Raw genomic sequence first — 24,619 nt, 5'->3', positions numbered from 1 at the left:
GGTCAGAACGCGCGACTCAGGAAAACCGACACGTAGTTGCGGTCACGTAGCGACTGCGCCTGCGTGATATGCGGCGGCACCGATCCATCAAGGAATGTACCTTCCTTGCCGAAGTAATGGGTGTAGTTGACGCCAAAGTTCCAGCGGTCGAGATAGGTCGCGCGCACACCGAGGCTCACGTCGCCTCCCTTGTAGGTGCCAAAGCCACTGCTGATCACCGACGAACGGCCACTGGGCGAATAGCCGATACCGATCGGGATGCGTACGTCGGTCCCAGGGAACAGCAGTCGGTAGGTCGGGGTGTACACCATGCGCAAAGAGGTTGCGTCGCGGGTCGCCAAGGGGTTGAGTGCTTCCGGATTTTTGGTCACATTGAGCAGGCGGTTCCAGGCAATCTCGCCGATCAGCGTCGCCTCGCGTGAAATGAAGCTCGGCGGCAGGTTGGCCAGTACCGAGATCTGCGCATGGGCCGAGTTGCCTACCGCATAACCCGGGTTGCTGTTGTTGTCCGCATTGGTTCCGGTGACGACGACACCGTCGGACACCAGGGGCGTGTTGCGCCGGGTAGATACTTCACCGGCAATGTTAAAGTAGCCTACCGAGGTGCTGAAACTGGCGCCGTAGGCGGTGATGTCCTCCGGGTAGGCCCAGTAGAATGAGCCGATACTGCCGGTGTTGAACGGCGTCACCGGCGCGGTCATGTTCTGGTACAGGGTCGGCGTTTTCGCATGGAAGCGGGCCGCATAGAACCCGAAGTCCCAGTCATCAACACTGAAGCGCAATTGCGCGCCGCCCTGACCCGAATCCTTGGCCTTCAGGTCCGCCCCCTTCGACAGGTAACCACCAAAGGGGCCGATAAAGAGGCGCTCAGCCCCTCCGCCAAAGGCGGTGTCGGTGGTCGCGAAGTAGCTGCCCACGGCTGGTGTGCGTAGCGGCTCCCAGCCAAACTGGTAGTAGGCGCCCAGACTCACCCCATCGGCGATCTGGAGTGATGCCGACACCTGATTTGTCGGACGGATGGTTTCCTTGAACTGAGCGTTTGGATTGGACTGCAGCTTCACTACGTCCACGCTGCCCTGGGTGCCAGCCATGCCGTTGGCGCCAAAGAAGATACTCTCACCGTACAGCACCGAATGGCGGCCCAGACGAAAACTGGCGCGCTTGCCTGCGATTTCACCGCGCCCATAGACGAAGGCATCAAGCAGTTCAGCCTTGCGCCCGTGCAGGTCGCGTGTCTCGCGGGTGAATTCGTTGTGGTCGACCGAGAGCTGGTTAGCGGTGGCGGGCGAATTGTTGTCATTGCGCCGGTTGTACACTGTGTCATACCAGGCCGCGCCGGTCGTACGAACGCCGAAATTGCCGTAGCTAAGGTCGAGTTCGGTAAGCCAATCGACGCGATTGCTGATCAGGCCACGGCTGAAATTGCGGTCACCGTCGTCCTGATTGACGGTCCTCGGTGGATCGTTGCTCAGGGTGTCGGAAGCGCTCTTGATCCGGAACGCCGAACTGTAAGCGAGCGTGTTATTCCAGTTCAGCCTCAACCCGGACACCCCGGTATCGATCTCTAACGCATGGCTTGTCGTAACCGGAAGCAAGGCCACCAAAATTGTGGTTGCCAAGACATGGGGACACAAGCTGGTTTGCCGCCGCAACGACATGGGGGAGAAGGATTGCCTGTTCATGTTTGTCTCCGTTGTTATTTTTGGATCAGGGACGGTCAGGAATAGGATTGAGGCGATCTCCTCAACCCGGCGAAAATGCCGGCGCGCTGCCCTTGCGCCGGACGACACGATTGCGCAATACGCCGATGCCTTCGACTTCGAGTTCGACCACGTCTCCGGGCTCGAGCCAGCGGTCGAGTTCCAGCCCGCAGCCGCCACCCACCGTGCCGGAGCCGAGGAACTCGCCCGGATACAGGGTCTCGTCGCGGGAGACGTGGGCGATCATGTCTTCGAAACTGTGCACCATGTCGCGACTGTTGCCGTCGGACCAGATCTCGCCATTGACGCGAGCGCTCATCCTCAGCGCATACGGATCGGGAAGTTCGTCAGCGGTGACTACCCACGGCCCGAGTACGTTGCCGGTATCGAAGTCCTTGCCCTTGGTCGGGCCAAGAGGGCCGGTCATCTCATATTCCTGGGCATCGCGCGCCGAGAAGTCGTTGAAGATTGTGTAGCCGAAGATGTGGTCACGCGCGGTTGCGGCGGAAATGTCGCGTCCGCCGCGACCGAGGATCGCGCCGAACTCGAGCTCGTAATCGAAGCGCTCGCAGTAGCTGGGCCACTCGACCTCATGCTCGTGGCCGACTACGCTGAAGCGGTTGGTTTTGTAGTACAGTGGCTGATGGGCAAAGGCTTCGGGCAGCACGATGTCGGATGCCCGAGGCACCGCCTCCGGTCCTGTGCCATGGCGGGCGGAGCGCAGTCGTGCCATGCCAACCGCGGCCTGGCGCATGTGCATCTCGAAGGTCGAGAAATCGCGCATCTGCGTCGGCACCGGCAGCGGCGCAGCTAGCCGGGTACTCGCCAGCGGTGCACCCCACGTCGCGTCCGATCCGGCCTTGTGCTCCATCTCAGCAGCCAGCGCCAGGCCTTCGCCCCCGGCCTCAATCAATGCCTGCATGGTGCACAGGGCTGGTGCATCGCGACCGCCACTGCTCGCCCGATACACCGCCTGAAGATCGACCACCGCCTCACGGTCGCGGCGAACCGCTCCCAGGCGTAGGCTGCCCTGTTTGTCGAAAAATGTGGCAAGAATCATGTTTTGCTCCTGGCAATGCGCGCAGACACTCAGTCCGGTCGGGGCGCGACAGGTTGAAATGGAACCCTGGGTTCCGGATTAATAGGGGTATCGTTCAGGCCGCAGGGGGAGACGGCTTGTCCGGCGTCATGGACTATCATCCCGTATCAGGGCGACGCAGCGGGTAAAGCCGGCCGAAGCGCCCTTGATCTTGTACGGGAAGCAACTAACGATGAAGCCAGAGGGCGGCAACTGGTCGAGGTTAGCGAGTTTTTCCATCTGGCCGTAGCCGATGTCACGACCGGCCTTGTGCCCCTCCCAGATGATCGAGGGGTCGCCGTCCGCGGCGAAGCGCTCACGGGTGTAGGCGAAGGGTGCGTCCCAGCTCCATGCATCGGTTCCTACTACGCGCACACCGCGCTCGAGCAACCACAGCGTGGCCTCGCGGCCGAATCCGCAGCCTTTGTTTATATAGGCCGGAGTGCCGTACGCCGCGCCCGCAGAGGTGTTCATCAACACGATCTCGAGTGGCTTCAGCACGTGGCCGATGCGGTCGAACTCAGCCTCGAGTTCGACCGCTGTCACGACGTGGCCATCGGGACGGTCGCGAAAATCCAGTTTCACCCCCGGCTGAAAACACCACTCCAGCGGTACCTGGTCGATCGAGATCGCTGGCCGCCCGCCATCCATGGTCGAGGCGTAGTGCCACGGCGCATCCATATGCGTGCCGCTATGGGTGTTGATACGCAGATCCTCGACCGCCCAACCCTCACCATCAGGCAGATCAGATTGTTTGAGACCGGGGAAGATACCGGCGAGATGCCCGGCACCGGTCTGGTGATCGATGTAATCAATGTGGGGCTCGAGCCCCGGTGGGTCGGACGGCACGCCGTTTTCGAGCGCTACGGAAAGGTCCACAAATCTACTTATCTTCATTTTCTGCCTCCTCCGGCGTACCTCAGGAAGGTCGCCAGAATCGACGGCCGCCAGCCCATTAACGATAGTTTTATTTTTTATCGATAAAAAGTCAAGTTATCTATCGATAAAAACCAAATTTTGACTTAACTACCGTAAATAACGATAATTGTCGAAACCATCGATGGAGTTAGAAATGAGCGAATCGGGACCGAAGGAAACGCTGATCGAAGTCGCGATCGACCGGCTGTCGGCCGACATCGTCAGTGGTGAGTTGCCCCCAGATCACAAGTTGCAGATCGCAGAACTCAAGACCCGATACCAGATTGGGGCCTCGCCGCTACGCGAGGCGCTGGCCAAGCTGTCATCGCTCGGATTCGTGGTGTTCGATAGTCGACGCGGTTTTCGCGTCGCCGCAATCTCACGCGAGGATCTGGTCGATATCACCCGGGTGCGCAAGATTATCGAGATCGAAGCGCTGCGCAGTTCGATTGCGGCGGGCGACGACGAATGGGAGGTCGGCGTGGTGGCCGCCATCGCCCGTCTGAGGCTCATCGGTGCGCGCAGTAGGGAAGGTACACCGCCGTCTTTGGAAGAGGTCGAGCGTGCTCACCGCCAGTTCCATCTGGCACTGCTCGGAGGCTGCCACTCACCTCGGCTGACGTCGTTCCAGCAGATGCTCTACGATCAGGCCCAACGCTATCGGAAAGTGATGCTCAGCCACTGGGACGACCTCGACGATTTCGTCGCGAAGCACGTCCAACTGGCCGAAACCATCCTCGGTCGTGACTGCGAAGAAGCGTGCACGGCATTGGCCCAACACATCGAATTGACCCTGAGCCACGTGTATCCAGACGCGAACGGAAAACGGTGACAAGCCCACTCCTTGCGCGCAGGCAGCGCGGCGTGGTTCCCGCCGCCATGCAGAGTGCCCCTTGTCACATCGCCCGAGCAAAATGTCTCCAACGTTAAGATAGAGCAGGCAATACGCTTGGGTTGTGCCGGGGCCAGGCTGTTGTCAGTTTAGCGTAGGCGGATGGCGAGTGGCCGGTTTGTTTTCGGAACGCGTACGAGAAGGCACTGACACTGGAGTAGCCAAGGTCAAACGCAATGTCGGATACTGGCTGCCCTTGTTGCAGAGCATTGACAGCAAAGTTGATCTGGACCTGTTGTCGCCACTCACTGAAGGTCAGCCCCAGCTCCCGACGGAAGATCCGGCTTATCGTTCTGGAACTCGCACCAACCTGATCAGCAAGCACGTCCAGAGATGCGTGCGCAACGGGATCCGCGAGGACCTTTTCACAAACGAGCGCTGCCCGACGATCTTTGGGAATGCTGATACCAGGGACTCGACAGTCCTTGTTGTGTTGGCAGTTGTGCATCTCCTCAAATAGCAGCCCCAACAGATGGACGTTACGAGCAGGGCTGAAGGATGGCTGGGCGCTGCGATCAATCGCCGTCAGCAACAGTTGCTTTATCATCGGCGACACCATGACAGAGCAAACACCATCAAGCAGCGGGGAGTGTTCCAGATCTCCAACATACAAGCTGGCCATCTCGGTTTGGCCGCTCATGTGGATTTCATGCTCCAACCCCGGGGGAATAATGACCGCACGGAGGGGGTTAACGATGCTAGCCTGCCCCTGCGTCCTGACATGCATGGAGCCTGAGTTGGCATAGACAATCTGCAGCTCATCATGGGAATGTGGCTCAATCACGCTGCCGGCAGGATAACAACTGACCCATGGGGCAATCTGGCGTGTGTGGTGGCTCGATAGGCTGTCATTAATTGATGGCACGTTGTTCACTCCAGTGCTGGTCAACGATCATCTGCTCCTGGATCCGCAAATACATCTTCAGCGGAGATGACTTGCTCTTCACCACGAGGATAGGCTTGTAGTTGCAATAGTCTGGCTGATGCGTTCAGTGAAGCGCTTTATTGCCCGCTTTGATACTCTTCCACTCGATTGCGACCATTGCGTTTGGCACGATAGAGAGCTGAGTCTGCTTTTGCTATCAGTTGCTCTACACTGTCACCTGCCTCATGTAGCGCAACACCAAAACTGGCGGTTTTATGTTCTACCGCGGGGAAGGACTGGCCCTCAAGGGCTTTTCTGAGTTTCTCTGCCAATAGCAGCAGCCCATCCATATTGGTTTCTGCACAAAGAATCAGAAACTCCTCTCCTCCCCATCGTCCTGTCACGTCTGTAGCTCGTGTATTCTCTTTGAGTATAAAAGCTATAGCGACAAGAACCGCATCACCAACCTGATGTCCGTGAATATCATTGACGAGTTTGAACTCATCAATATCGAGCATGATTACCCCAAAAGGATGCGAGTAGCGCTCGGTTCTTTGCACCTCTTCTGCCAGCAAACTATCAAGTTTGTGACGATTAACAAGTCCTGTCAGTCTATCTGTTATATAGAGGCGTTCCAGCTCCTCATTTTTTATCGCCAGCTCTCTGGTGCGCTCAATCACCTTGTTTTCAAGCTCGGCATTCAGTTTCTCATACTGCACATTCAGAGACTCAGCACGCTCTTTCTCTTCGCGCATACGCCGTTCGGCCCACTTCAGGTCTTTGATACTCCTGGATACCCCGGCAATGTACTCAACCCTTCCGTCTTCCTCAACCAAGGGCACCAGCAAGGTGGACCAGTAGTCATCGTTAAAGCCCGGCTCCTCATAGCTCATGGGCAGGCGAGTGGCGATGCACTGCTCGTAGCGTGCCTTTATCTCACGGTACATTTCCGGTGGCAGGAGTTCATCAATCGCCTGGCGAAGATCCAACCCTCCCGGGAGCGCCCTTTCCTGGGTAGGATTATAGTTATCCAGATAATAACGGCCTGAGCGTGCCTGAATGATAAACATCGTATCTGGCGAGTGTTGCCAAAGTAGACGCAGACATTCCAATGAAGCTTTGGATAAAGGATAGGTCATAAAAACTATTTACCCAGCACAGTGAGTGCTGTTGGCTGATGATTGCCTAGTTGAGAAGCATGCTGCCAGCTTTTGATACACTCTATTATAGTCTCACTGACAAGTAACTCGATTTTTGAATAGGACAGTCGCGGTAAGGTTGCAGGTGGGTCACTCGATGTCTCAGGAGACGTGGTAGAAGCGCATTGTGTCGAAGATGCAAACTGCTGCACTTGTATGCGCATTATGATGCGCATAGACTGGTGCATAAGGTGACATCCCATTGGAGGCTATGATGACTGAACTTTACAACACTGCCGCACCTAAAAAAGCAGCAAATTTGTCAGTTAACAGTGACCTGCTCCGTAAATCCCGGGATCTGAATATCAACCTGTCAGCAACCCTGGAGCGAGCGTTGAAAGAGGAGCTTTCCAAGCGCGAAGCTGCTCAATGGGTCGAAGAAAACCGCGCTGCGATCAAAAGTTACAACGAGTTTGTAGAACAACATGGATGCTTCGGTGACGAATTCAGGGAGTTTTAATGGCGCAGTTCGATGTTTACCCCAACCCAAGCAAAACCAGTAATACTCAATATCCCTACCTCGTTGACATTCAAAGCAGCCTCTTGACGGACTTGGCAACTCGTATCGTTATTCCATTGGGTAAGTATTCAGCTTTTGGGGGGCAGTCGATGCGGGGCCTCACGCCTGAAATATCGTTTGACGATCAGCAATTGCTGTTAATGACTCCTCAAATTTCCTCGGTACCAGAAAAGCATCTCAAAAACCCCGTCGGTTCCCTTTCACATTTCAGGGATCAGATTGTTGCGGCGCTGGATCTCGCAGTCACTGGTATTTAACGCTTACAGCATGTGCTGCTCTTTCTTGGAATGGAGCCAGGCAAAACCGGTTGCTTTGCCGAAGTTGAAGCCATGAGTACAAAAACATCCCATCATATCCCAGCCACGGAATTTGCATTGTGATGCCACCTGAACCAAAATATACCAATTATTGGTACTTGTGAGATGGCATCATGCATAAGAATACTAGCATCACTCTAGGCCAACATTTTGATGCGTTCATTTCGGAACAGCTCAAAAATGGCCGATACAGCTCAACTAGCGAAGTCGTTCGTGCGGGATTGCGCCTACTTGAAGAGTCTGAGACACGCCTGACCACGCTTCGCAAACTGCTCAAGGAAGGCGAAGACAGTGGCTTTGAGGACTACTCCTACAACTCTTTCATTCGTGAACTGGACAATGAAGGGCACTGATGCCGAATTTCAAGCTTTCCAGGAAGGCCAAAGCTGACCTCAAATCTATTGCCCTTTATACGGAACATCAATGGGGCCGGGATCAACGAAACTACTACATCCTTCAGTTCGATCAGTGCTTCCACCTTCTGAGTGAAAACCCGAATTTGGGGCAAAGCTGCGACGAAATAAGTCCGGGCTACCGACAACAGCCTCAGGGCAGCCATATAATTTTTTATCGGCAGGACACTGAAGGTAGTGTTGAGATTATCCGCATCCTCCATAAGCGCATGTTGTTTGAAGGGCATCTACTTTAGTTTTGCCCGAGAAACGCGTGGACAACCCAAGCAGGTGCCAACAATAGTACAGTTTGACCACTTTGGATTTTTAGCAGGGTTAATGGCACTGCTGTACTTTACCGCGAAAAATCAATAATCGGCACCCAGTTTTCAGCCCAGGTGTGGTGGGTGCTCTCGCCCATAGCTTCTAATGATGATGTCATGAATTCAATAAACACTCTGACCTTGGCGGGCAGATAATCTCGCTTGGGATAGATGGCAAACACTCCGCTATCCGGTTGGGGCGGTCTGAAATAAGGGTACAGGGAAACCAGGGCTCCGCTCTTCAGGTCCTGTTTCGCAAGAAAGTGGGGTAATTGTGCAAAACCCAAGCCGTCGGCACACATATGTGCCATTGCCTCGCCATCATCGGTGATATGGCTGCGTTCCAGCTCATAAGGGAGATATTCCCCTTTATCATTGGGCAAAAAGATCGGCTGTAGTTGCTGTGTTTCCTTGATACGAAAGCCAATCCAACTGTGCTGTTTAAAGTCCTCGGCACAGCGTGGTGTTCCGTGTGTCTCTAAATAGTGAGGCGACACACACGTCAGAAAGTCCATTGGGCTGAGGCGCCTTGCCACCAGGCGACTGTCTTTGACGAAGCCGGTACGCAGCGCCACATCAATATCGTTTTCAATAATATCCACGTGGAAGTCGTTGATCTCTATCTCGAGCTTGATCTCTGGGTAGCGCTGACAGAAAGCCTGCAATAAGGGACGAAGGTAGAGATGGCCGTAGCAGACGGCAGAATTGATACGCAGGGTACCGCAGGGAGATTCATTTAAATGTCGCAACTCATCTTCGCAGGAGTCGAGATCCTGAAGCAGCTTGCGCACGGTGTCGGCATAGCGCTGACCGGCGGTGGTGATGCGCAGCTGTCGGGTGGATCGCTGAAAAAGCGTCAATCCCAGTTGCGCTTCCAGTCGGCTAATGGCCTTGCTGACGGTGGAGGGATCTGTGTTGCAGGTTCTCGCCGCAGCCGCAAAGTTACCACTATCACAAGTGGCTATAAATATTTCCAGTGAGCGCAGTTTATCCATCGGCTGAGTATAGTCGGTCGTTCCGCAGACTGTCTATAACACGAAACTCATGAATATCCTTCACGACTGATAGGGAAGTTAGCCTATTTTTCTGGATTATTCACGGCCATAGAATTCCTGACGATAGAACACAGATATCTAAGTGAGGAATCATGTTGAAGTACTCTCTTTCAAGAAAATTACCTGCAGATAATCCCTTTGCATACTTTTTCCTGGCATTTATCGCCATGGCTGGTCTTGCTTATATTAACTTTTTGCCAGGTGTTGTGAATGCGCTGGCGGGCGGTATTGGTTTCAATGAGGCCGAAGCCGGGCAGATTGTTGCACTTAACGGATATGGAAGCCTGCTGGGCAGTATTGTGGCTATTTTCCTGGTGCGACGCTTTCATTGGCAATCCGTCATGCTGATAGGTTTGTCTCTGCTGGCGCTGGTGGATATCGGCACTTTATGGGTTGAAGATTATGGCGTCATACTGGGTTGGCGTTTTCTGGCCGGGGCGCTGGGTGGGCTATGCGTCGGGATTGGCTTCTCGGTACTGGCCAGGCTGAATAACCCGGATCGTGCGTTTGGCACCTTGCTGTTCATACAGTTCAGTATTGGCTCTATCGTGATGTACGCCTTGCCAGCGCTCGAAACGCAGCTGAGCGCGCATGCTGTTTTCTACGTGATGGCAGGGTTTATATTGCTGAGCGTGGTGCTGATACCCTTTCTTCCCTCTCTTCCATTGAGCAGCCAGTCTATCCAGCAATCCATGCCTTTGGCTGAGCTGTTTGGAAAACCACTGCTATTGTTGTTGGCGATCATTTCCTATCTGACGGCTGCCAGTGCCATTTATGCTTACGTAGGGCTAATCGGCCTGGGTGCTGGCTTTGCTTCTGAAAGTGTCAGTACCTACATCGCAATAACCGGCCTGTCTGGGTTGCTGGGAGCGATGATTCCTGTGATTAGCGGTAAACGCCCTGGTCGCATATATCTGATTACTGCCGGTATCGCCATGTCGACAGCGGCTGCAGTGTTGCTCAATTTCTCACACCTTGCTTCGCTTTATATCATTGGCATGACTTTGCTGTTCTTCTCATGGCCAGCTGTCCAGTCATACCTGTTTGCTGTCACTGCCGAGATGGATAGCAGCGGAAGGCTTTCAACCATTGCGGTAGTCGTATCCTTTGTCGGACTCGCAACAGGACCCATGCTTGCATCCAGCCTGCTGGATAGCGGCAACTTCTCAGTGATGCTTTACACCTGCGCCATGATTTTCATATTGAGTTTTTCTCTCTTGTTGAAACCGGTAAAGGCACAGGGAAAGGCGCAAGCCCTGCAAGGTTGTTTGTAAAAGTTCGTTTTATATCTGGCCAGTTAGCCTGAGGAGACAAAATGATCCGTTATCTATTCAACAAAATGCTGCTGTCGATGAATAAGCGTTACGATTATGACGTGGGTTATATGCAGGATATCCTGCAAACAGATATGGCGGCTTTTTTAAAGTTTATGGGTTTTCAGACCATGTCAGCTCACTCGGGGAACTTGCCGCCGGGGCCTCTGTTCGCAGCCAGATTACGTGCGATTATCTGGGATGATTGCGGGCCCTGCACTCAGTTGGTGGTTAATATGGCTTTGGAGGCCAAAGTCAGCCCGGAGATTGTGCGTGCCATTATTGATAGAGATTTGAGCAAGCTGCCTGCGGATATCGCGCTGGTCGTGCAGTTTACTGAGCTTGTGTTGGCCCACAATCCTGAAGCCGATGATCTGCGTGAAGAGATACTGGCCTTATGGGGCAACAAAGGGCTCATCACCCTTAGCTTTTGCATCAGTTCCTCTAGGGTTTATCCCGCGCTGAAGTACACCCTGGGATACGGTAAAGCCTGCAGCAAAGTCGTCGTGAACGACTCATCTCTGGCACCAACGCGTCAGTCTGATCTGTCCGAGAGGCCGGGGAATGTTTAACTCTGGCTTCAACTCTTTTTTTAACTCTGGCTTTAAAGTCGTAACCACGGTGGCAGCTACCCTGTTGGTGGTGGCTGCGTTAATTAATGGCTTACTTATGACCTTCTCACCTGAGGCCTGGTATTGGTTAGTGCCTGGAGTGCCGGGTCGTGGGCCGTTTAACCAACATTTTGTGCGTGATATTGGTATCAATTACATGCTGATAGGGGTGGCCTTTATTGCTGGCGCCATGTTGGTTAAGCAGCGGCGGGTACTTTGGTTGATGCCTGCTGCCTGGCTGACAGGCCACGCCATCATTCATGTGTGGGAGGTCATTGTTGGTATATGCGGGACAATATCCCTGATTGAGGATTTTGCTGGCGTGACATTACCTGCTTTATTAGCGCTGAGTCTGGTCTTTGCCAGCTATAAGGATCACAGAGATTCATCACCGACGATATCGCGCAGCGATCCAATGATCCAGTGACACCCGACCCGGCCCTTGGGCCATCAGGTATAGCAGCGTCGCCGCCCATACGCCATGTGTGGGCCAGGCGCTTGGATAGACGAATATCTGGATAACGAGTGTCATCACCAACAGGGCCAGCGCCGAGAAACGTGTGGCCAATCCGAACAACAACAGGATCGGAAACAGATGCTCGGCGAAGGCAGCCATCGGTGCAGCCAGTTCGGGCGAAATCAGCGGCAACCGATACTCTTCCTGAAACAGATACACCGCGCTACCCGATAGGCTCGGCATCCCAAGGCTGAACTCGCCATTGATGATATCGATGGCCAGCCCTTCAATTTTGGTCTGGCCGGATTTCCAGAACACACCAGCAATCGAAAATCGTGCGAGCAGCGCAATCAGGGAGTTGGGGATCTGCCCGCACAGAGCGTTTGCCCGCTCGATCAATTGTGGCAGAGCGTATCCCGCGCCAGTGTCGGATGAAGTCTGTGGAGCGGTTTTAGAGGAGTTGTTCATGATGATCTCCGGGACGAAGGTTGGTTATGATCTGCCAGCGCAGCAGCAAGGTCAGCGCGGAGACGAGATCGAATTCGGGCTCGCTTGTTTGGGCGTCCTGTAGTACCTGTGCCAATGCCTGTTCCTGCGCCTGTTCCTGTGCCTGCGCCAATGCGGCTCCCTGTATGAGTCGTTCGATAAAAATGCCGGTTGCAGGCGCTACGTGAATGCACTGAACATCCAGACCGGCACGCACCACAAGCAGAGTTTGCGGCTGCTGGGGATCGACGCTAGCCAGTTCCGGATCGCCCTCCTCCTGATGTGCAGCCCACAGCGAAAACACTGCAAACCGCGATTGCAGTACCGCCGCCGACGGATGGGCCTCGATACACAACCCGGGTAGCTGGGCGGGATCTGACAGCACTCTGGCAATCTCATCCGCGCTCAGTGGTTCAACATCGGCGGCATGGAAAGCTTCAAGCCGTAACATTTCGAGCCGGGCGACATCGGCCAGATAAGGCACCGACGCGGCTGGGGTGAAGGTTTCGATAAAGGCTGGGAACTCGCGGCCGTAAAAGGTCAGGATGCGCGAGCGTGGTGGGTGTGCCGAAACGAACACTCGCGCCATGGAGCGGAAGAAGGTTTCGCCGACCAGCTCGCAGCACACAGGAAAAGTGACGGCCAGTGCATCGACCAGCGACACCACAATGTTGTTGCGATACACGGCAAAGCGCGGTGTTGGATCGGAATGATTCCACGTCTGCAGATCATCAGGGCAGGGTAGTGCCGGATCGAGCAGCGCTCGGGCGAAGTCTGTCTGGTCATTCATGCCGATACTCATACCGATACTCATGCCGAAATTCTGCCTGCCGCCAGCTCGACACCGACTCCCTGAGCCTGCGCGGCCTGAACAAGCAGCGCTTCGGAGAGATTGGCCTCGGCCAGCATCACGTCGAAGGGGGGAATGTCGTTATCGCGCTCGATCAACGTGGCGCAAGGCCCGATCAGCCCGAGTAGTTCGGTATAAAGCGCCCACACGCCTTGCGCGACTGGCGCGCCATGGCTGTCGATAAGCAGCGGGTCGCCGTTGGCATCAGCCTGAGTGGCGAAGCCAGCGAGATGGATCTGACCTACTTGATCGAGTGGTAAAGCGCGAATATAGGCCTGTGGATCGCGATGATGATTAACACACGACACATACGCGTTGCTCACATCCAGCAGCAGACCACAGCCAGTGCGACGCACCATTTCGCTGATGAAATCTGCCTCGGACAGAGTCGAGGTCGAGAATTCGACGTAGGTCGCTGGGTTCTCAATCAACATGCGGCAACCCAGATGCGACTGCACCTGATCGATATGATCACACACGCGGGCCAGCGTGGCGGCGGTATAGGGCAGAGGCAACAGATCATTGAGAAACATATCACCATGGCTCGACCACGCCAGATGCTCGGAGAAGGCGTGCAGTTCATAGCGATCGATCAACACCGCGAGCGCATCAAGATGAGCTTCGTCCAGCGGTGCATCGGCACCGATCGATAAGCCAACCCCATGCAGCGACAGCGGGTAACTTTCGCGAATACGCCCCAGATAATGGTGCAGCGGCCCGCCAGGCACCATGTAGTTTTCGGCATGGACTTCGAAAAACCCGACATCCGGGCCCTTGTCGAGAATGTCACGAAAGTGCATCGACTTCAGGCCCAGACCGGCCCTTGCGGGCAGGGATTTCATCCCTTCACTTCCTCGAAGGCTTCGAGCTGGCCGAAACCCGTTGGAGAGGTGGGGGAAGCGGTCTGCTCGCATGTACCTTCAGGGACCAGTGACCAGGCGTCGCCCTGATAGTCGCTCGTGGAGGTGCCAGCGCAGCTCGTTCCAGCTCCGGCAGCGCAATCGTTCTTGCCCTGAAGAGAAACGCCATAGCACTTTTCCATATCCGCCGCCTGAGCGACATCCGGAACAGCAGCGATGGTGAGTGCGGTACCCAGAGCAAGTGCCATGGCAGCAGCAGTCATAATGCGGGCGGTGTTGGCTTGTGTTGTAGATTGTGACATTTCAAACTCCTGGTAATAGATGGTCGGCAAGGGTAGGCCGACAAGGGTTATCGGGTAAGACACCGAACGCTGTGTTCTACGTCTTACTGGTAAGTCGAAGCGGAGCGCATTTTCCTTACAACTCCACTAAAAAAATTCAGAGCCTCACAGACGCATCATTCAAGCAGGTTCCAGCTCGATCGCCGACAACAGTTCGTCTGCCAGCCAACGCGCAAGCCAGGTACCGATCGATGTTTCGATGCCGGCATCCGGATACTTGTGGATAAGTTCATCGCACACACGGGCAAAACTGTAGCCCTCGATCAGCCCCTTGAGGGCCGCATACTCATCCTCCCCAAGTGAGCGAAAGTAGCCGCGCTGCTCACTGCGCCAGAACAGATGCCCGATCGGCATCTCCAGTCTTTGTGCGAGCGGTGGTGACTCACCCTGGTTAAGCACGTGCCAGATATCGAGCACGTTCCACTCGAACAGGGCGAGGGAAACAGACGGGTTGAACGCAAAGCCCAGCGATTCCCACTGTGTCTCGTCGACATTTGCCAGTTGATCGTTGTTGAGAATGTCTGCATTGGGTGCGTCGAAGGCGTTATGGAGCCGCCAGTCCATAGTCGCCAACTCGGCTACCTCTGGATCGGAACGCAAACTCTGGTGCAGAAAGCCTGGGAAGTCGCCGCCATAGTCGCGCAGGTTGGCAGAGTGCGACGCATGCGTCTCGATAAAGCGTGCGCAGAGTGTGTTGAAGGCTTCGTCGCCGAGATAGCTCCAGGTGTGTTCGAACGCCGTTCCGAGCACATCACGCAGCCGTGCACGATATGCGTAGTGGTAGATGTTCAGGCGCCGCTTGCCCTTCTCGGGAGCGCCGCCAGTCAGTAGGGGCAGGACGCCATCCACATCGCTGCCGTTACTGATGCCATGGTTACCCAGTACATAGTCTTGCAGTTGCGCTTGCAGCTCGGCAAGTGTGCTCGGGGCTGGATTTGTCATGCACATGCCTCCTCGCGAACCTGAACATTGGCATGAAGTGCTGCCACCTCGCGTACCCGGTCAAGCTCCGCAATCAGCTCTTCGAGCGGCGGAATCGCATCGTCGCGCTCGATCATTGTGCTCACCAGCCCAAAGCGCTGGCATGCATAGGCATAGAGATCGAACACCGCGTCGGGCACTGGCGCATCGTGGGTGTCGATGATCACATCGCCCATATTCGAGTGCCCCGCTACGTGGATCTGCTGTATGCGGTTCGCCGGGACACCATCCACGAATTCGCGTGGATCGAAGCCGTGGTTCATACCGCTCACGTATATGTTGTTCACGTCGAGTAACAGCAGGCAGTCGGCTTCCTCGGCCAGTGCCGACAGAAACGCCCATTCGCTCATCTCTGAACTCGCGTAATCGATGTAGCTCGACACATTTTCAAGCACCAGACGGCGCTCGAGCGTGTCCTGTACCTCGCGAACGCGCGTAACAACGTGTCGCAAGGCTTCTTCGGTATAGGGTAAGGGATAAAGATCGTGCAGGTTCGTGCCGTGCACGCCGGTCCAGCATAGGTGGTCGGATATCCACATAGGTTCGATGCGGTGCGCAAGCGCCTTGAGGCGTTGCAGGTAGTCACGATCAAGGGGTGATACTGAACCGATCGACATCGACACACCATGCATCGCTATCGGGTAGTCGGCGCGAATCGTGTCGAGCATCGCAAGTGGCTTGCCACCCTGGACCATGTAGTTCTCGGAGATGATCTCGAGCCAGTCCACCGCCTGACGCTGGGCGAGATAGCTGCTGTAGTGAGTCGGCCGCAAACCAAGTCCAAAACCCTGGAATGGCACGCAAAGATCGTCGCGCAGTGCAGTCGATCCGGCCTTCGCAGTATTTTTCATCATCCGTTTACACCTCTGACTGATTACCGGAAGCGTGCCGAAACACGCCTCCGGGCAAGAACAATTGACCGGGCGTACTCAGCTCAGGTCGCCGATCACACCGTCGGCCGACAGGCATTCGCTCGCCGCCATACCTTTGAAGCCATGGCCCTTGCATTCGTTCTGACCCTTGCATTCGTGTTGGGTAGTTTTGCAATCGGCCTGTCCCTTGCAGGAGTTCACGCCGTAACAATGTACTTTGTCGCCAGCCGAAATAGCCTTGCCAGTGGAGCCGGCGGGTGGCTCAGCAGCCAGAGCCATACCTGAAGTTGCAAAAGCTGCGGCAAGAGCGGCTATGCGTGCACCGTGAAGTAACGTTTTCATATCTATTTCCTTTTCTTCTATGGGTTGGGTACAGCAGGTGCATTCGAGTTGCGTTGCCTGCTTAGTGCTAATACTGCACCCGACCCACCGATCGAATCCTCACGAAATGATCACGAAACATTCAACATTGTGATCGAGGGTCAGCGCGCGCATGAAATCGCATCCTACCGACAGGCACGATCCATCCGATTGGATTATCCGTATCCCTTTGCTTATGCCGCCTGGCGGTGAGGCAGGGATGGAAATGGTCCGATGAAAACGAGGTTTCTCTATCTGATACTGGGTGATCAGCTCAGTCATGATTATCTGACATGGGCAGGTTTCGACCCCGAACAGGATCAGGTACTGATGGCCGAAGTGCTGGATGAATCCCGCTCCACGCTGTCCAGCAAGCAACGCACGGTGCTGTTTTTGTCTGCGATGCGCCATTTTGCGCAGGAGTTGCGAGCATCCGGTATCCGTCTGACCTATATCGATCTGACTCAGCAGTGTGACTCTTTCAGCAGTGCGCTGGAGATGGCTCTGAATATGGATCTGAATAGGGCTCACACCACGCCCGAAGTGCTGCGCTGTGTATTACCGGGGGATCATCGTGTGTTGCAACAGATCCGCTGGTGGTGCCAAGAGCATCAAGTTTCGCTTGAGCTACTGCCCGATAGCCACTTCATCACACAGCAGGGTGAGTTCACTCAGTGGATGGCACAGCGCAAACAGCCGCGCATGGAGTACTGGTATCGCCATCAGCGCAAAACCCGGCAGTGGTTGATGGATGCCGAAGGCAAGCCACAGGGCGGACAGTGGAACTACGACAAGGAAAACCGCGGTACTTTCACCAAGCAGGGGCCAGTTCCTCTACCGCCACTGCCTACCTTCTCAGCAGACAGCATCACACATGCGGTAATGGCTGATGTTGAGAAGTATCTGCTGGGGCTGCCGGGTGCTGTGGATAACTTTAACTGGCCTGTGACGCGCGAGCAGGCGTTAACGGCGCTTGATGATTTCATCACTCACCGCCTGCCCCGCTTCGGTGATTATCAGGACGCCATGTGGACAGATCAGCCGTGGCTGTATCACTCGCTGCTGTCATCCAGCCTGAATCTGAAGCTGCTTAACCCGGTTGAGGTGATAGAAGCGGCAGAGAAAGCCTGGCTTGAAGGCAGAGCCCCCCTGAATGCGGTGGAAGGTTTTATTCGCCAGATACTGGGTTGGCGGGAATATATCCGCGGCCTCTACTGGCATCACCGTGATCAGTGGGACAGCTTCAATTATCTGCAGTCTGTGCGCAGCCTGCCTGATCTCTACTGGACCGCCGATACGGATATGCAGTGCCTGAAGCAGTCTGTTTCGCAGGTGTTGCAGCATGGCTATGGTCATCATATCCAGCGCCTGATGGTCACCGGTTTGTTTGCACTGCTGTGGGAAACCAAGCCGCAGCTGGTACATGAGTGGTATCTGGCGATGTATGTTGATGCCGTCGCCTGGGTGGAGGTGCCCAACACCCTGGGCATGAGCCAGTATGCCGACGGCGGTATTGTCGGCTCCAAGCCTTATATCGCCAGCGGCGCTTATATCAAACGGATGTCGAACTACTGCCAGCATTGCCCCTACAAACCTGAACAAGCCAGCGGCGAGAAAGCCTGCCCTTTCACAACTCTCTACTGGCACTTCATTGCCAAACACCGCTCATGGCTGCAACACAACCCAAGGCTGGGGATGCAGGTGAAAAACTGGGACAGGAAAGATGTGCAGGAACAGCAGGCGATAGACCACAGGGCGCAGTGGTTGTTTGAGAATCTGGTGGGGGGCTGACATCGAATCAGTGCGCTGACATGTCTACATCAATCAATTACGAATACAAAGGTAGACACTAATGGTTCTTATTTTATATTATGTAAGCGCTTTGAGCACATGTGCCACTTATTAACCCGGCGACAATTTACATCAATTATGCTGCATAACGAATATGCTCCGCATTAAAATATTTCTTCACCCGCTCAGGGCGCCGTTGAAGTGTCAGCATGCAAGAGCGTGTACGCTTCTTCAACTCGTCCACCGTCCGGGGAGCTGGACCACTGTGCACCATGCCTTTCAAATCGCAGTTCAGATACTCATCCGGGTTCAGTTCTGGCGAATACGCCGGCAGAAAGAAGACTTCCAGATAGCGCTTAACCGCCTTACGTTCGAGCCAGCGTTTCACCACTTTCGCATGATGTACCCGCAGATTGTCCAGGATCAGAAAAACCTTACCGGGTGTCGACTCAATCAAGGCCCGCAGGAATTTCTTCAACACCTTGGCTGTCATCGTCGACTCATACAACATGAAGCGCACAGTGCCCTGATTGGTGATCGCCGAAATCATATTCAGCGACACCCGCTTGGCAGGCAGTGGCTGGACCGGAGTTTGGCCCACCGGTGCATAGCTCCGACCGTGCTGGGTGTTGTTCTTGATGCCCGTCTCATCACCCCAGAAAATCTGGGCATTCTCCGCTTCTGCACGCGCTTTGATCTGGGGATACTCCTCCTTCAGCCAGGCATCGACACGAGAGGGGTTCTGCTCCCATGCTTTCTTCAGCGGCTTCTGTGGTGTGAAGCCCCAGCGTTTGAGGTAATCCCCCATTGTACGGACAGGTATGTCGATGCCCCAGAGCTGCTTGATCAACTGAGCAATAGCGCGACGAGTCCACAGGGCGAAACCAAGCTTGTACTGGTCTGGCATCTGATCGCGAACAGCTTCTATGACCTGCTGCTCCTGTTGTTCACTCAATCGACGTGGCTTGTTTTTGGGGCCTCGTTTTTGAACCGCAATAGCGGCGGCACCGCCTGTCTCGTAGCGCTTGTACCAGCGCCCGACAGTATCGGGATGAATGTCGAGAAGTTGGCCGATTTCACGGAAGGTTTTGCCTCTCTTACGGAGGCGAATCGCTTTCTTCCTGAGAAGTTCCTGTTGCTCTGGGCTGAGCTTGCGTGCGTCTATATTCATGTACGCATTATATCAGATATAAATTGCCACCGGGTTAATAGTCAATCACCCCTGAATGGGGATCACCAGAGGTCAATCGTCCATGGATGGGACAAAAAACCCTTCTTCAAGAGTTCGTAAGTTTATTGCAAAAGAGTCCAGTATTGTTGCCATGTTGGCACTGGGGTCTTGTTTCATGCTAACGACCTCTATAATCAATATTTCTTCGGGCAACTACGCATATGGCTTATTATGCGCTGGATTCGCTTTAACTCTTATGGGTGGCATTAAAAAGCCAGAAATATTTAAAAAGAGTGCAAAACTATTACTGAGTGAAGAGCTGGAGAGGGACTGTAGAGGCAGTTTGTTTGAGCACTTAGGATTTCTGATTATCATTTTTTCAGCATTTACTTTCTTATTATAAATATAAAATAATGATGACCATATTATGAAATACATTCAATTCACATCAGCATTCTATGTGATTTTTCTCGGAACAGTTATTTTTGTAACTCGAGATAATTCGCTGACTCTAATTGAGAGATCTATTTTCGTTAGCATATTTTTTAGTCTTGGGGCCATACCAATAACTTTATTTTTCTACACAAACAAATCCAAGATACAAACGTATTCAAAAAAACCAGAACTCAATATTATCTGGTCAATAATTTTCGGGGGTGACAGACATATGAAAAATCGTTCGAAAAGGGATGGAAATGATTAAAAAACATGGTTTTACATATCTCTCGTAGTGCTATGGTTACTGATCGCTTCTACATATATGGCGCCCGTATAGAAGAACACAGCAGTGTTAAGATGAAAACCTGGGTACAAGAGTTATTGCAGATCAGCTGGCTACCTGAGTTGGCTATCTTTGCTGCCACGGCGATTGATGCCACTGGAGTTAACTTCCTTCTTTTCCAGTGCTGACTGACACGCAATACAAAGCCTGACTCCAGGAATTGCTTTGCGGCGTTTTTCTGGAATAACACAGTCACACTCGTCGCAATTGACGGCGCTCTCACCGTTGGCCAATTTACTTCGAGCGCGCTGCACAGCCTCTTCAACGCTCGCGTCAATTTGATCCTGAACGGCACCATCCCGTGACCAACCACCTGCCATTACGTTCTCCGATCTAAGCTATTGATGCTGAACAAACTACTTCAGCCATTTAATCATTTTATCCCTGGCCTCTCTTTGGCTGAAATTCTTCCTTCAAATACAGACTGCTCTCCCCGCGAGAGAACGTCAAGCAACTCAAGTCGGCACTGCACGCACTCGTAATCCAGCACATCAACAAGATAGGCGGATGGCTTGGCGCTTGAGGTTTGTAACAAGCTCAACGTTCATTAACTCAGCCCGAATTAGATCAAAAGAGGCACTATAGAATCACCTCTCAAATGCTCCAAACCACTTCACGAATACAGTACCTAATAGAATAGTAATAGCGAATAGCTGAAGTGAATGATTTAGTTTTTTTTATCGTTTTTATTTTCACCTTCAATTTTTGAGGATAGATACCATGCCAGCAACAATAAAACAGCGAAAGTTAGTATTGAAAGATAAATAGAGTTAGAATAAGCCCATACTAAAAAACTTAAAAACAATGCTAGATAATATAGTATCTGCTCAGATATGGAAGCGATAAATTTACGCAGTTTGTCCATAACAAACCTCACTTGCATATACTCTTCAGGGTGACATTTTCAGGCCGAGAGCAAAACTCTCTTATAGGCACTGGAGATGGTGAAATCTGTGAGAGTGCCATAACTTCAACTAAGGCCATTGCAGAACTGTTGAGCAATTTTTCTTCATCCACCGACAGTGCATCAGAAGACTGCTGAGGAAGCCTCTGTAATTTTTCTGACCTACCCGTGAGTATTGATTGTATAACAGACTCTAAATTATTCTGACCATTTGCTACGGACTTAATAGCAGCACCATAGCTGGAGAGTATGAAGTTGCTAAGATTTGCAGGGTACTTCAATCCTTTTGGTATTCGTTTTCCTGATCGCCCACCAGTGCTTGCGAAGTTTGTGAATTGAGCGCCAACTAGTCTACCTGAAATGTCAGACTTTCTATGTTTAAGGTTATACTTAACTACCGTAAGGATTGTGTCCTTACCTGTAGTGCTTGCCTCATCTCTAAGCGGTTTTGTGATTTGCCATAAGGTGCTTCCTACAGCATTGGCCGCTGCCTTTTTTTGATACCCCCAAACTCCCATTTGCATTTGTAGCTGAAATATACCAATCCACCATGTTACTGGATGATTGTAAGCCCCTTTGAGGAACCTATGCCATGCAGGCTCTGAAATAGCATATATTGAGGTAAACCTATTCAGTTCCTCTTGAGTCATAGATTGAAGAGATTCAATCAGATCTTGTGAGGCATTTTTTTGTTCTTTAGTCAAAGATAAATTATTCATGAAATTCCTTTTCTGTGATTCCTAGCTGTAAAACTACTTGGCTTTCTCATTGAGTATGCCAAGTTCAGCTTGCAACAGTATTTTCATTGACACCATAATCAACTGACACTAAATAAGTGATCCAGCAACAAAACGAAAAGAAGAACCAAGAGGAGAGAAGAAAGGCAACTGATCGCAATACATACGATGCCCAGTGGTGATCCATCACTCATGACTACATCCTGTTTGTGGCCTGAATCTAATGCATACATTTCGTGTATGCAACCCATTCAATGAACTTTACTCGTTTGTTGCTGCATGCAGGTCTTGAGAGCGAATCGGGGAAGGCAATGGTACATAGGTGTAGCAAACGAGTAGCGCGACTGGAAGCTGAACAACCACATTCCCTCGCGCCAACTGACCAAAACCGCTTTTCTTTAGCGCCTCAATCTGGCATCTTTGGCGCCGGTCAGCCACTTGTAGTTGCTTCTTTCATGCGCCTTTACCGGAGAGCATGTAACGAACCTACCGGAAACTGGCCATTTGTATAGCTCAGTTGAGTTATACACGTCGAAGTGTGCCCAAGGGCCTGGTTTACCTATCTTCGACTGGGATTTTTATTTTACATGGAGCATCTAATGCAAGGAGTAAAAGTATGCGATTAATGACTGCTATTGCCGCTGTCGGTCTTTCTATATCTGTTGCGCAGGCAGACCTTTCTGGTACTGATGCCTACGGGGTGTACCTGCAATCAACTGATGGTTACGTTGCTGCTGAAAATCTGGATTCATTTTATGGATTCGGCTTCGATGCCAGCGCTTCTATGATGACCATGCCCGTGGTAGAGCGCAGTGACGAAAAGCTGGAAATTGTAATACACCACCCTGACTTCTACCCAAGCCACTTCGAGATGGAAATACGTCCTGTAGACATGGCTGCAGCTCGTAACTCTCAAAAGCACTCTGTTACCCCACTGGGCGATGACCGTTACAAAATAACAGTCAATGAGTCTATCGCAGATGGTAATGTCGTTCTGCTTAATCTGAACTGCTGCTTTGGCGGTGTCCATGGCGCTATGTTGGGCGATCCCGTTGATGCCCTCAAAGTTGCTTTTGCTCAAGGGAGTGATCAAAACCCAGCTGGCGCTGAGCAGTCTCTGGGCCGCATTACTCGTGCAGTACCTGATAATGCAGAGCTTGCTGAGTTGCACGCTTACTGGGAAACCCGTCTTGCACAGCGTGAAGCCACTCGTCATTTCGAGTTTGTTGAGAGCATATGGGCCAGATATGAGAGCGCAGAGGGTTCCGAAGCCCGTATTGATGCCTTGCGTCATGTACTTGCAGTCACCGAAGCCTTTCTGAACGACCACCCTCTTGCACTCGATAAAGAGAAAGAGCAAGTACAGTCAATGCACAAGCAGGCAGAGGAGCGCCTGAACATTTAACCCGACAGGCCTTTCGGATAAACGTGAAAAAGCCGCTTGGCCTCAAAAGAAGTCAAGCGGCCTTAACCCGGATTACATCCCCAGGTAGGCTTCGCGCACCTTTTCGTTGCTCAGCAGTTCGCGACCTGTTCCCTGCAGTACCACTTCGCCGGTTTCCAGCACATAGCCACGATCGGCCAGTGCCAGTGCCTGGGAGGCGTTCTGCTCGACCAGAAAGATGGTGATTCCCTCTTTCTTCAGTTCGCGCACGATATTGAAGATCTCTTCAACAATCAGAGGAGCCAGACCCATGCTGGGCTCATCCAGCAACAGCAGGCGCGGTTTGGCCATCAGGGCTCGTCCCATCGCCAGCATCTGCTGCTGACCACCCGAGAGGGCGCCAGCCAGATCGTGATGTTTCTGACGCAGGATCGGGAAGCGATCGTAGATCTTCTCCAGATCCTGCTTCACTTCAGGACCACTGCCACGGGTGTAGGCACCCAGCAGCAGGTTGTCCTGCACAGTCATATCCTTGAACACCTGTCGCCCTTCCGGCACCTGCACGATGCCGTTGGAAACACGCTTGTCTGAAGACATCTTGCGCATATCCTTGCCTTCAAACAACATCTCGCCACGGTCAATCGGCTGCAGGCCCGACAGCGTCATCAGCAGAGTGCTCTTGCCCGCGCCATTGGCGCCCACCAGTGAGACGATCTCACCGGCGTTGATGCTGATATCCACGTTGTGCAGCACTTCGATCTGGCCATAGGAGCTGTAGAGTCCCTTGATGCTGAGCATCTCGCGCCCGGTATTGGCGCTGGCACTGGTTTTCTCAGTGTGCAGCAAGCCAAGCCCACCGAGGCGTTCAGGCGTCAGGCTGACGATCTTGTGGCGCAGTTCGCGGAACTCATCCCGCACCATCTCGCCGAACAGCGGATCATTGTGCTGATCCTTGGCGTCGATGATCTGATTCCAGTCGTCGGCCGACAGCACTTCGCGTGCACGGGGAATTACGACCCCTTCCTCTTTCTTGATGTGCTTGCGCAGCGCCTGTGTGAAGCGGGTCAGGGCATGACTGAACGCCTCGCGCCCATCCGGCCATTGCTGCATGCAGTTGGTCAACAACTCTCGCAGCTCGGCCAGCGCTCTGTGCCCAACGACATAGCCTTTTTCCAGCTTGTCGATCAGCGGCCCTGATTCAGGTGATTTCTCGCGCAGCAGTTTGTACAGCAGCACCTCTTCCGGCTGGCTGTGTACGCGGTGCGAGAAGTGTTCTATATAGTCAAATATCGTGGTCAGCAGCAGCTCATCCGGCTTGTTGCCACGCAGGTTCATGTCCTGCTGCAGGCTGTCGAGCAGGTCGATGATGCGCCACAGTCCCAGATGTTCCTGAACGATAATACTGACTGCCTGTTCGGCGCGATTCTGAGCTGAGGGGCTCGTTGTATTGGTTGTTGTCAT

The 24,619-nt window shown here is 53.2% G+C and carries 29 protein-coding genes and 1 pseudogene; 11 read left to right on the top strand and 19 right to left on the bottom strand.

All coding sequences use genetic code 11. From position 1 onward, the window contains the following. Positions 1 to 2: 2 nt before the first annotated feature. The 3 genes from ACK3CJ_RS00565 to ACK3CJ_RS00555 form a co-directional block, all read right to left on the bottom strand. Positions 3 to 1,682, bottom strand: a complete 1,680-nt coding sequence (locus ACK3CJ_RS00565; RefSeq protein WP_409524472.1) for a DUF1302 domain-containing protein — start codon at positions 1,680 to 1,682, stop codon at positions 3 to 5. 61 nt (positions 1,683 to 1,743) lie between these two features. Further along, entirely contained in the window at positions 1,744 to 2,760 is a 1,017-nt protein-coding gene (locus ACK3CJ_RS00560) for a fumarylacetoacetate hydrolase family protein (protein WP_409524471.1), read from the bottom strand. A gap of 126 nt (positions 2,761 to 2,886) precedes the next feature. Further along, positions 2,887 to 3,675, bottom strand: coding sequence for a cyclase family protein (locus tag ACK3CJ_RS00555; protein ID WP_409524470.1), 789 nt, complete (start codon positions 3,673 to 3,675; stop codon positions 2,887 to 2,889). A gap of 175 nt (positions 3,676 to 3,850) precedes the next feature. Here ACK3CJ_RS00555 and ACK3CJ_RS00550 point away from each other — a divergent pair, with 175 nt between their 5' ends. Then, positions 3,851 to 4,528, top strand: a complete 678-nt coding sequence (locus ACK3CJ_RS00550) for a GntR family transcriptional regulator (RefSeq protein ID WP_409524469.1) — start codon at positions 3,851 to 3,853, stop codon at positions 4,526 to 4,528. 94 nt (positions 4,529 to 4,622) lie between these two features. Here ACK3CJ_RS00550 and ACK3CJ_RS00545 read toward each other — a convergent pair whose 3' ends face one another. Further along, positions 4,623 to 5,453: a helix-turn-helix domain-containing protein gene (locus tag ACK3CJ_RS00545; protein WP_409524468.1), complete on the bottom strand. Its 831-nt coding sequence runs from the start codon at positions 5,451 to 5,453 to the stop codon at positions 4,623 to 4,625. A 137-nt stretch (positions 5,454 to 5,590) separates the two neighbouring features. After that, positions 5,591 to 6,592: a GGDEF domain-containing protein gene (locus tag ACK3CJ_RS00540; protein WP_409524467.1), complete on the bottom strand. Its 1,002-nt coding sequence runs from the start codon at positions 6,590 to 6,592 to the stop codon at positions 5,591 to 5,593. Positions 6,593 to 6,866: 274 nt separating this feature from the next. Between ACK3CJ_RS00540 and ACK3CJ_RS00535 the strand changes: the two genes are divergently transcribed. The 4 genes from ACK3CJ_RS00535 (at position 6,867) to ACK3CJ_RS00520 (ending at position 8,138) form a co-directional block, all read left to right on the top strand. Next, positions 6,867 to 7,112 (top strand): type II toxin-antitoxin system CcdA family antitoxin, encoded by a 246-nt coding sequence (locus tag ACK3CJ_RS00535; protein WP_409524466.1) that lies wholly within the window; start codon positions 6,867 to 6,869, stop codon positions 7,110 to 7,112. Continuing rightward, a complete protein-coding gene (locus ACK3CJ_RS00530) occupies positions 7,112 to 7,429 on the top strand; it encodes a CcdB family protein (protein ID WP_409524465.1) in 318 nt (105 codons plus the stop codon). Before ACK3CJ_RS00535 ends, ACK3CJ_RS00530 begins: the two co-directional genes overlap by 1 nt. Positions 7,430 to 7,602: 173 nt before the next feature. Beyond that, entirely contained in the window at positions 7,603 to 7,842 is a 240-nt protein-coding gene (locus ACK3CJ_RS00525) for a type II toxin-antitoxin system ParD family antitoxin (protein WP_409524464.1), read from the top strand. After that, positions 7,842 to 8,138 (top strand): type II toxin-antitoxin system RelE/ParE family toxin, encoded by a 297-nt coding sequence (locus tag ACK3CJ_RS00520; RefSeq protein WP_409524463.1) that lies wholly within the window; start codon positions 7,842 to 7,844, stop codon positions 8,136 to 8,138. The genes ACK3CJ_RS00525 and ACK3CJ_RS00520 overlap by 1 nt, the downstream gene beginning before the upstream one ends. A gap of 98 nt (positions 8,139 to 8,236) precedes the next feature. On the opposite strand, the gene ACK3CJ_RS00515 is transcribed toward ACK3CJ_RS00520, so the two are convergent. Then, complete coding sequence (locus ACK3CJ_RS00515) at positions 8,237 to 9,199, bottom strand: LysR family transcriptional regulator (RefSeq protein WP_409524462.1); 963 nt, start codon at positions 9,197 to 9,199, stop codon at positions 8,237 to 8,239. A 152-nt stretch (positions 9,200 to 9,351) separates the two neighbouring features. Here ACK3CJ_RS00515 and ACK3CJ_RS00510 point away from each other — a divergent pair, with 152 nt between their 5' ends. The 3 genes from ACK3CJ_RS00510 to ACK3CJ_RS00500 are packed head-to-tail and all read left to right on the top strand — an operon-like array spanning position 9,352 to position 11,610. Further along, complete coding sequence (locus ACK3CJ_RS00510) at positions 9,352 to 10,533, top strand: MFS transporter (RefSeq protein WP_409524461.1); 1,182 nt, start codon at positions 9,352 to 9,354, stop codon at positions 10,531 to 10,533. Positions 10,534 to 10,574: 41 nt separating this feature from the next. Continuing rightward, the gene (locus ACK3CJ_RS00505) at positions 10,575 to 11,144 is read left to right on the top strand and encodes a hypothetical protein (protein ID WP_409524460.1); all 570 of its coding nucleotides are present in this window, start codon (positions 10,575 to 10,577) and stop codon (positions 11,142 to 11,144) included. Then, positions 11,137 to 11,610: a hypothetical protein gene (locus ACK3CJ_RS00500; protein ID WP_409524459.1), complete on the top strand. Its 474-nt coding sequence runs from the start codon at positions 11,137 to 11,139 to the stop codon at positions 11,608 to 11,610. Before ACK3CJ_RS00505 ends, ACK3CJ_RS00500 begins: the two co-directional genes overlap by 8 nt. On the opposite strand, the gene ACK3CJ_RS00495 is transcribed toward ACK3CJ_RS00500, so the two are convergent. The 7 genes from ACK3CJ_RS00495 to ACK3CJ_RS00465 form a co-directional block, all read right to left on the bottom strand. Continuing rightward, positions 11,572 to 12,108 carry a DoxX family protein gene (locus tag ACK3CJ_RS00495; RefSeq protein WP_409524458.1) on the bottom strand — a complete coding sequence of 179 codons (537 nt, stop codon included), beginning with the start codon at positions 12,106 to 12,108 and terminating at the stop codon, positions 11,572 to 11,574. The genes ACK3CJ_RS00500 and ACK3CJ_RS00495 overlap by 39 nt on opposite strands. Continuing rightward, the gene (locus ACK3CJ_RS00490) at positions 12,092 to 12,940 is read right to left on the bottom strand and encodes a DNA-binding domain-containing protein (RefSeq protein WP_409524457.1); all 849 of its coding nucleotides are present in this window, start codon (positions 12,938 to 12,940) and stop codon (positions 12,092 to 12,094) included. The genes ACK3CJ_RS00495 and ACK3CJ_RS00490 overlap by 17 nt, the downstream gene beginning before the upstream one ends. Beyond that, positions 12,937 to 13,818 (bottom strand): DUF692 domain-containing protein, encoded by an 882-nt coding sequence (locus ACK3CJ_RS00485; RefSeq protein WP_409524456.1) that lies wholly within the window; start codon positions 13,816 to 13,818, stop codon positions 12,937 to 12,939. Before ACK3CJ_RS00485 ends, ACK3CJ_RS00490 begins: the two co-directional genes overlap by 4 nt. Continuing rightward, complete coding sequence (locus tag ACK3CJ_RS00480) at positions 13,815 to 14,138, bottom strand: DUF2282 domain-containing protein (protein ID WP_409524455.1); 324 nt, start codon at positions 14,136 to 14,138, stop codon at positions 13,815 to 13,817. The genes ACK3CJ_RS00485 and ACK3CJ_RS00480 overlap by 4 nt, the downstream gene beginning before the upstream one ends. Positions 14,139 to 14,297: 159 nt before the next feature. Further along, the gene (locus tag ACK3CJ_RS00475) at positions 14,298 to 15,119 is read right to left on the bottom strand and encodes a putative DNA-binding domain-containing protein (protein WP_409524454.1); all 822 of its coding nucleotides are present in this window, start codon (positions 15,117 to 15,119) and stop codon (positions 14,298 to 14,300) included. Then, positions 15,116 to 16,012: a DUF692 domain-containing protein gene (locus ACK3CJ_RS00470; RefSeq protein ID WP_409524453.1), complete on the bottom strand. Its 897-nt coding sequence runs from the start codon at positions 16,010 to 16,012 to the stop codon at positions 15,116 to 15,118. Before ACK3CJ_RS00470 ends, ACK3CJ_RS00475 begins: the two co-directional genes overlap by 4 nt. A gap of 75 nt (positions 16,013 to 16,087) precedes the next feature. Further along, on the bottom strand, positions 16,088 to 16,372 hold the full coding sequence (locus tag ACK3CJ_RS00465) for a hypothetical protein (protein ID WP_409524452.1): 285 nt from the start codon (positions 16,370 to 16,372) through the stop codon (positions 16,088 to 16,090). Between the two features lie 252 nt (positions 16,373 to 16,624). Between ACK3CJ_RS00465 and ACK3CJ_RS00460 the strand changes: the two genes are divergently transcribed. Further along, positions 16,625 to 18,181, top strand: a complete 1,557-nt coding sequence (locus ACK3CJ_RS00460) for a cryptochrome/photolyase family protein (RefSeq protein ID WP_409524451.1) — start codon at positions 16,625 to 16,627, stop codon at positions 18,179 to 18,181. A gap of 136 nt (positions 18,182 to 18,317) precedes the next feature. Here ACK3CJ_RS00460 and ACK3CJ_RS00455 read toward each other — a convergent pair whose 3' ends face one another. After that, the gene (locus ACK3CJ_RS00455; RefSeq protein WP_409523218.1) at positions 18,318 to 19,352 is read right to left on the bottom strand and encodes an IS630 family transposase; all 1,035 of its coding nucleotides are present in this window, start codon (positions 19,350 to 19,352) and stop codon (positions 18,318 to 18,320) included. Between the two features lie 82 nt (positions 19,353 to 19,434). Between ACK3CJ_RS00455 and ACK3CJ_RS00450 the strand changes: the two genes are divergently transcribed. Next, entirely contained in the window at positions 19,435 to 19,755 is a 321-nt protein-coding gene (locus ACK3CJ_RS00450) for a hypothetical protein (protein WP_409524450.1), read from the top strand. Between the two features lie 431 nt (positions 19,756 to 20,186). Here ACK3CJ_RS00450 and ACK3CJ_RS00445 read toward each other — a convergent pair whose 3' ends face one another. From ACK3CJ_RS00445 to ACK3CJ_RS00435, 3 genes are all read right to left on the bottom strand, one after another. Continuing rightward, positions 20,187 to 20,453: a DksA/TraR family C4-type zinc finger protein gene (locus tag ACK3CJ_RS00445; protein WP_409524449.1), complete on the bottom strand. Its 267-nt coding sequence runs from the start codon at positions 20,451 to 20,453 to the stop codon at positions 20,187 to 20,189. Between the two features lie 347 nt (positions 20,454 to 20,800). Continuing rightward, a complete protein-coding gene (locus ACK3CJ_RS00440; RefSeq protein ID WP_409524448.1) occupies positions 20,801 to 20,998 on the bottom strand; it encodes a hypothetical protein in 198 nt (65 codons plus the stop codon). A gap of 8 nt (positions 20,999 to 21,006) precedes the next feature. Continuing rightward, positions 21,007 to 21,756 carry a hypothetical protein gene (locus ACK3CJ_RS00435; RefSeq protein WP_409524447.1) on the bottom strand — a complete coding sequence of 250 codons (750 nt, stop codon included), beginning with the start codon at positions 21,754 to 21,756 and terminating at the stop codon, positions 21,007 to 21,009. Between the two features lie 634 nt (positions 21,757 to 22,390). Here ACK3CJ_RS00435 and ACK3CJ_RS00430 point away from each other — a divergent pair. Next, a complete protein-coding gene (locus ACK3CJ_RS00430; RefSeq protein ID WP_409524446.1) occupies positions 22,391 to 23,179 on the top strand; it encodes a hypothetical protein in 789 nt (262 codons plus the stop codon). Between the two features lie 72 nt (positions 23,180 to 23,251). Here ACK3CJ_RS00430 and ACK3CJ_RS00425 read toward each other — a convergent pair whose 3' ends face one another. Together ACK3CJ_RS00425 and ACK3CJ_RS00420 are read right to left on the bottom strand one after the other, a co-directional pair. Then, positions 23,252 to 23,956 (bottom strand): ABC transporter ATP-binding protein, encoded by a 705-nt coding sequence (locus ACK3CJ_RS00425; protein ID WP_409526642.1) that lies wholly within the window; start codon positions 23,954 to 23,956, stop codon positions 23,252 to 23,254. A gap of 261 nt (positions 23,957 to 24,217) precedes the next feature. Beyond that, positions 24,218 to 24,619, bottom strand: a pseudogene (locus ACK3CJ_RS00420) (hemerythrin domain-containing protein); the annotation flags it as partial.

This window comes from Nitrincola salilacus (genome assembly GCF_046271865.1).
In the GTDB taxonomy this organism is placed as follows: Bacteria; Pseudomonadota; Gammaproteobacteria; order Pseudomonadales; family Balneatricaceae; genus Nitrincola; species Nitrincola salilacus.
The sequence above is the reverse complement of the archived record's forward strand: the minus strand, read 5'-3'. Positions and strand labels throughout refer to the sequence as shown.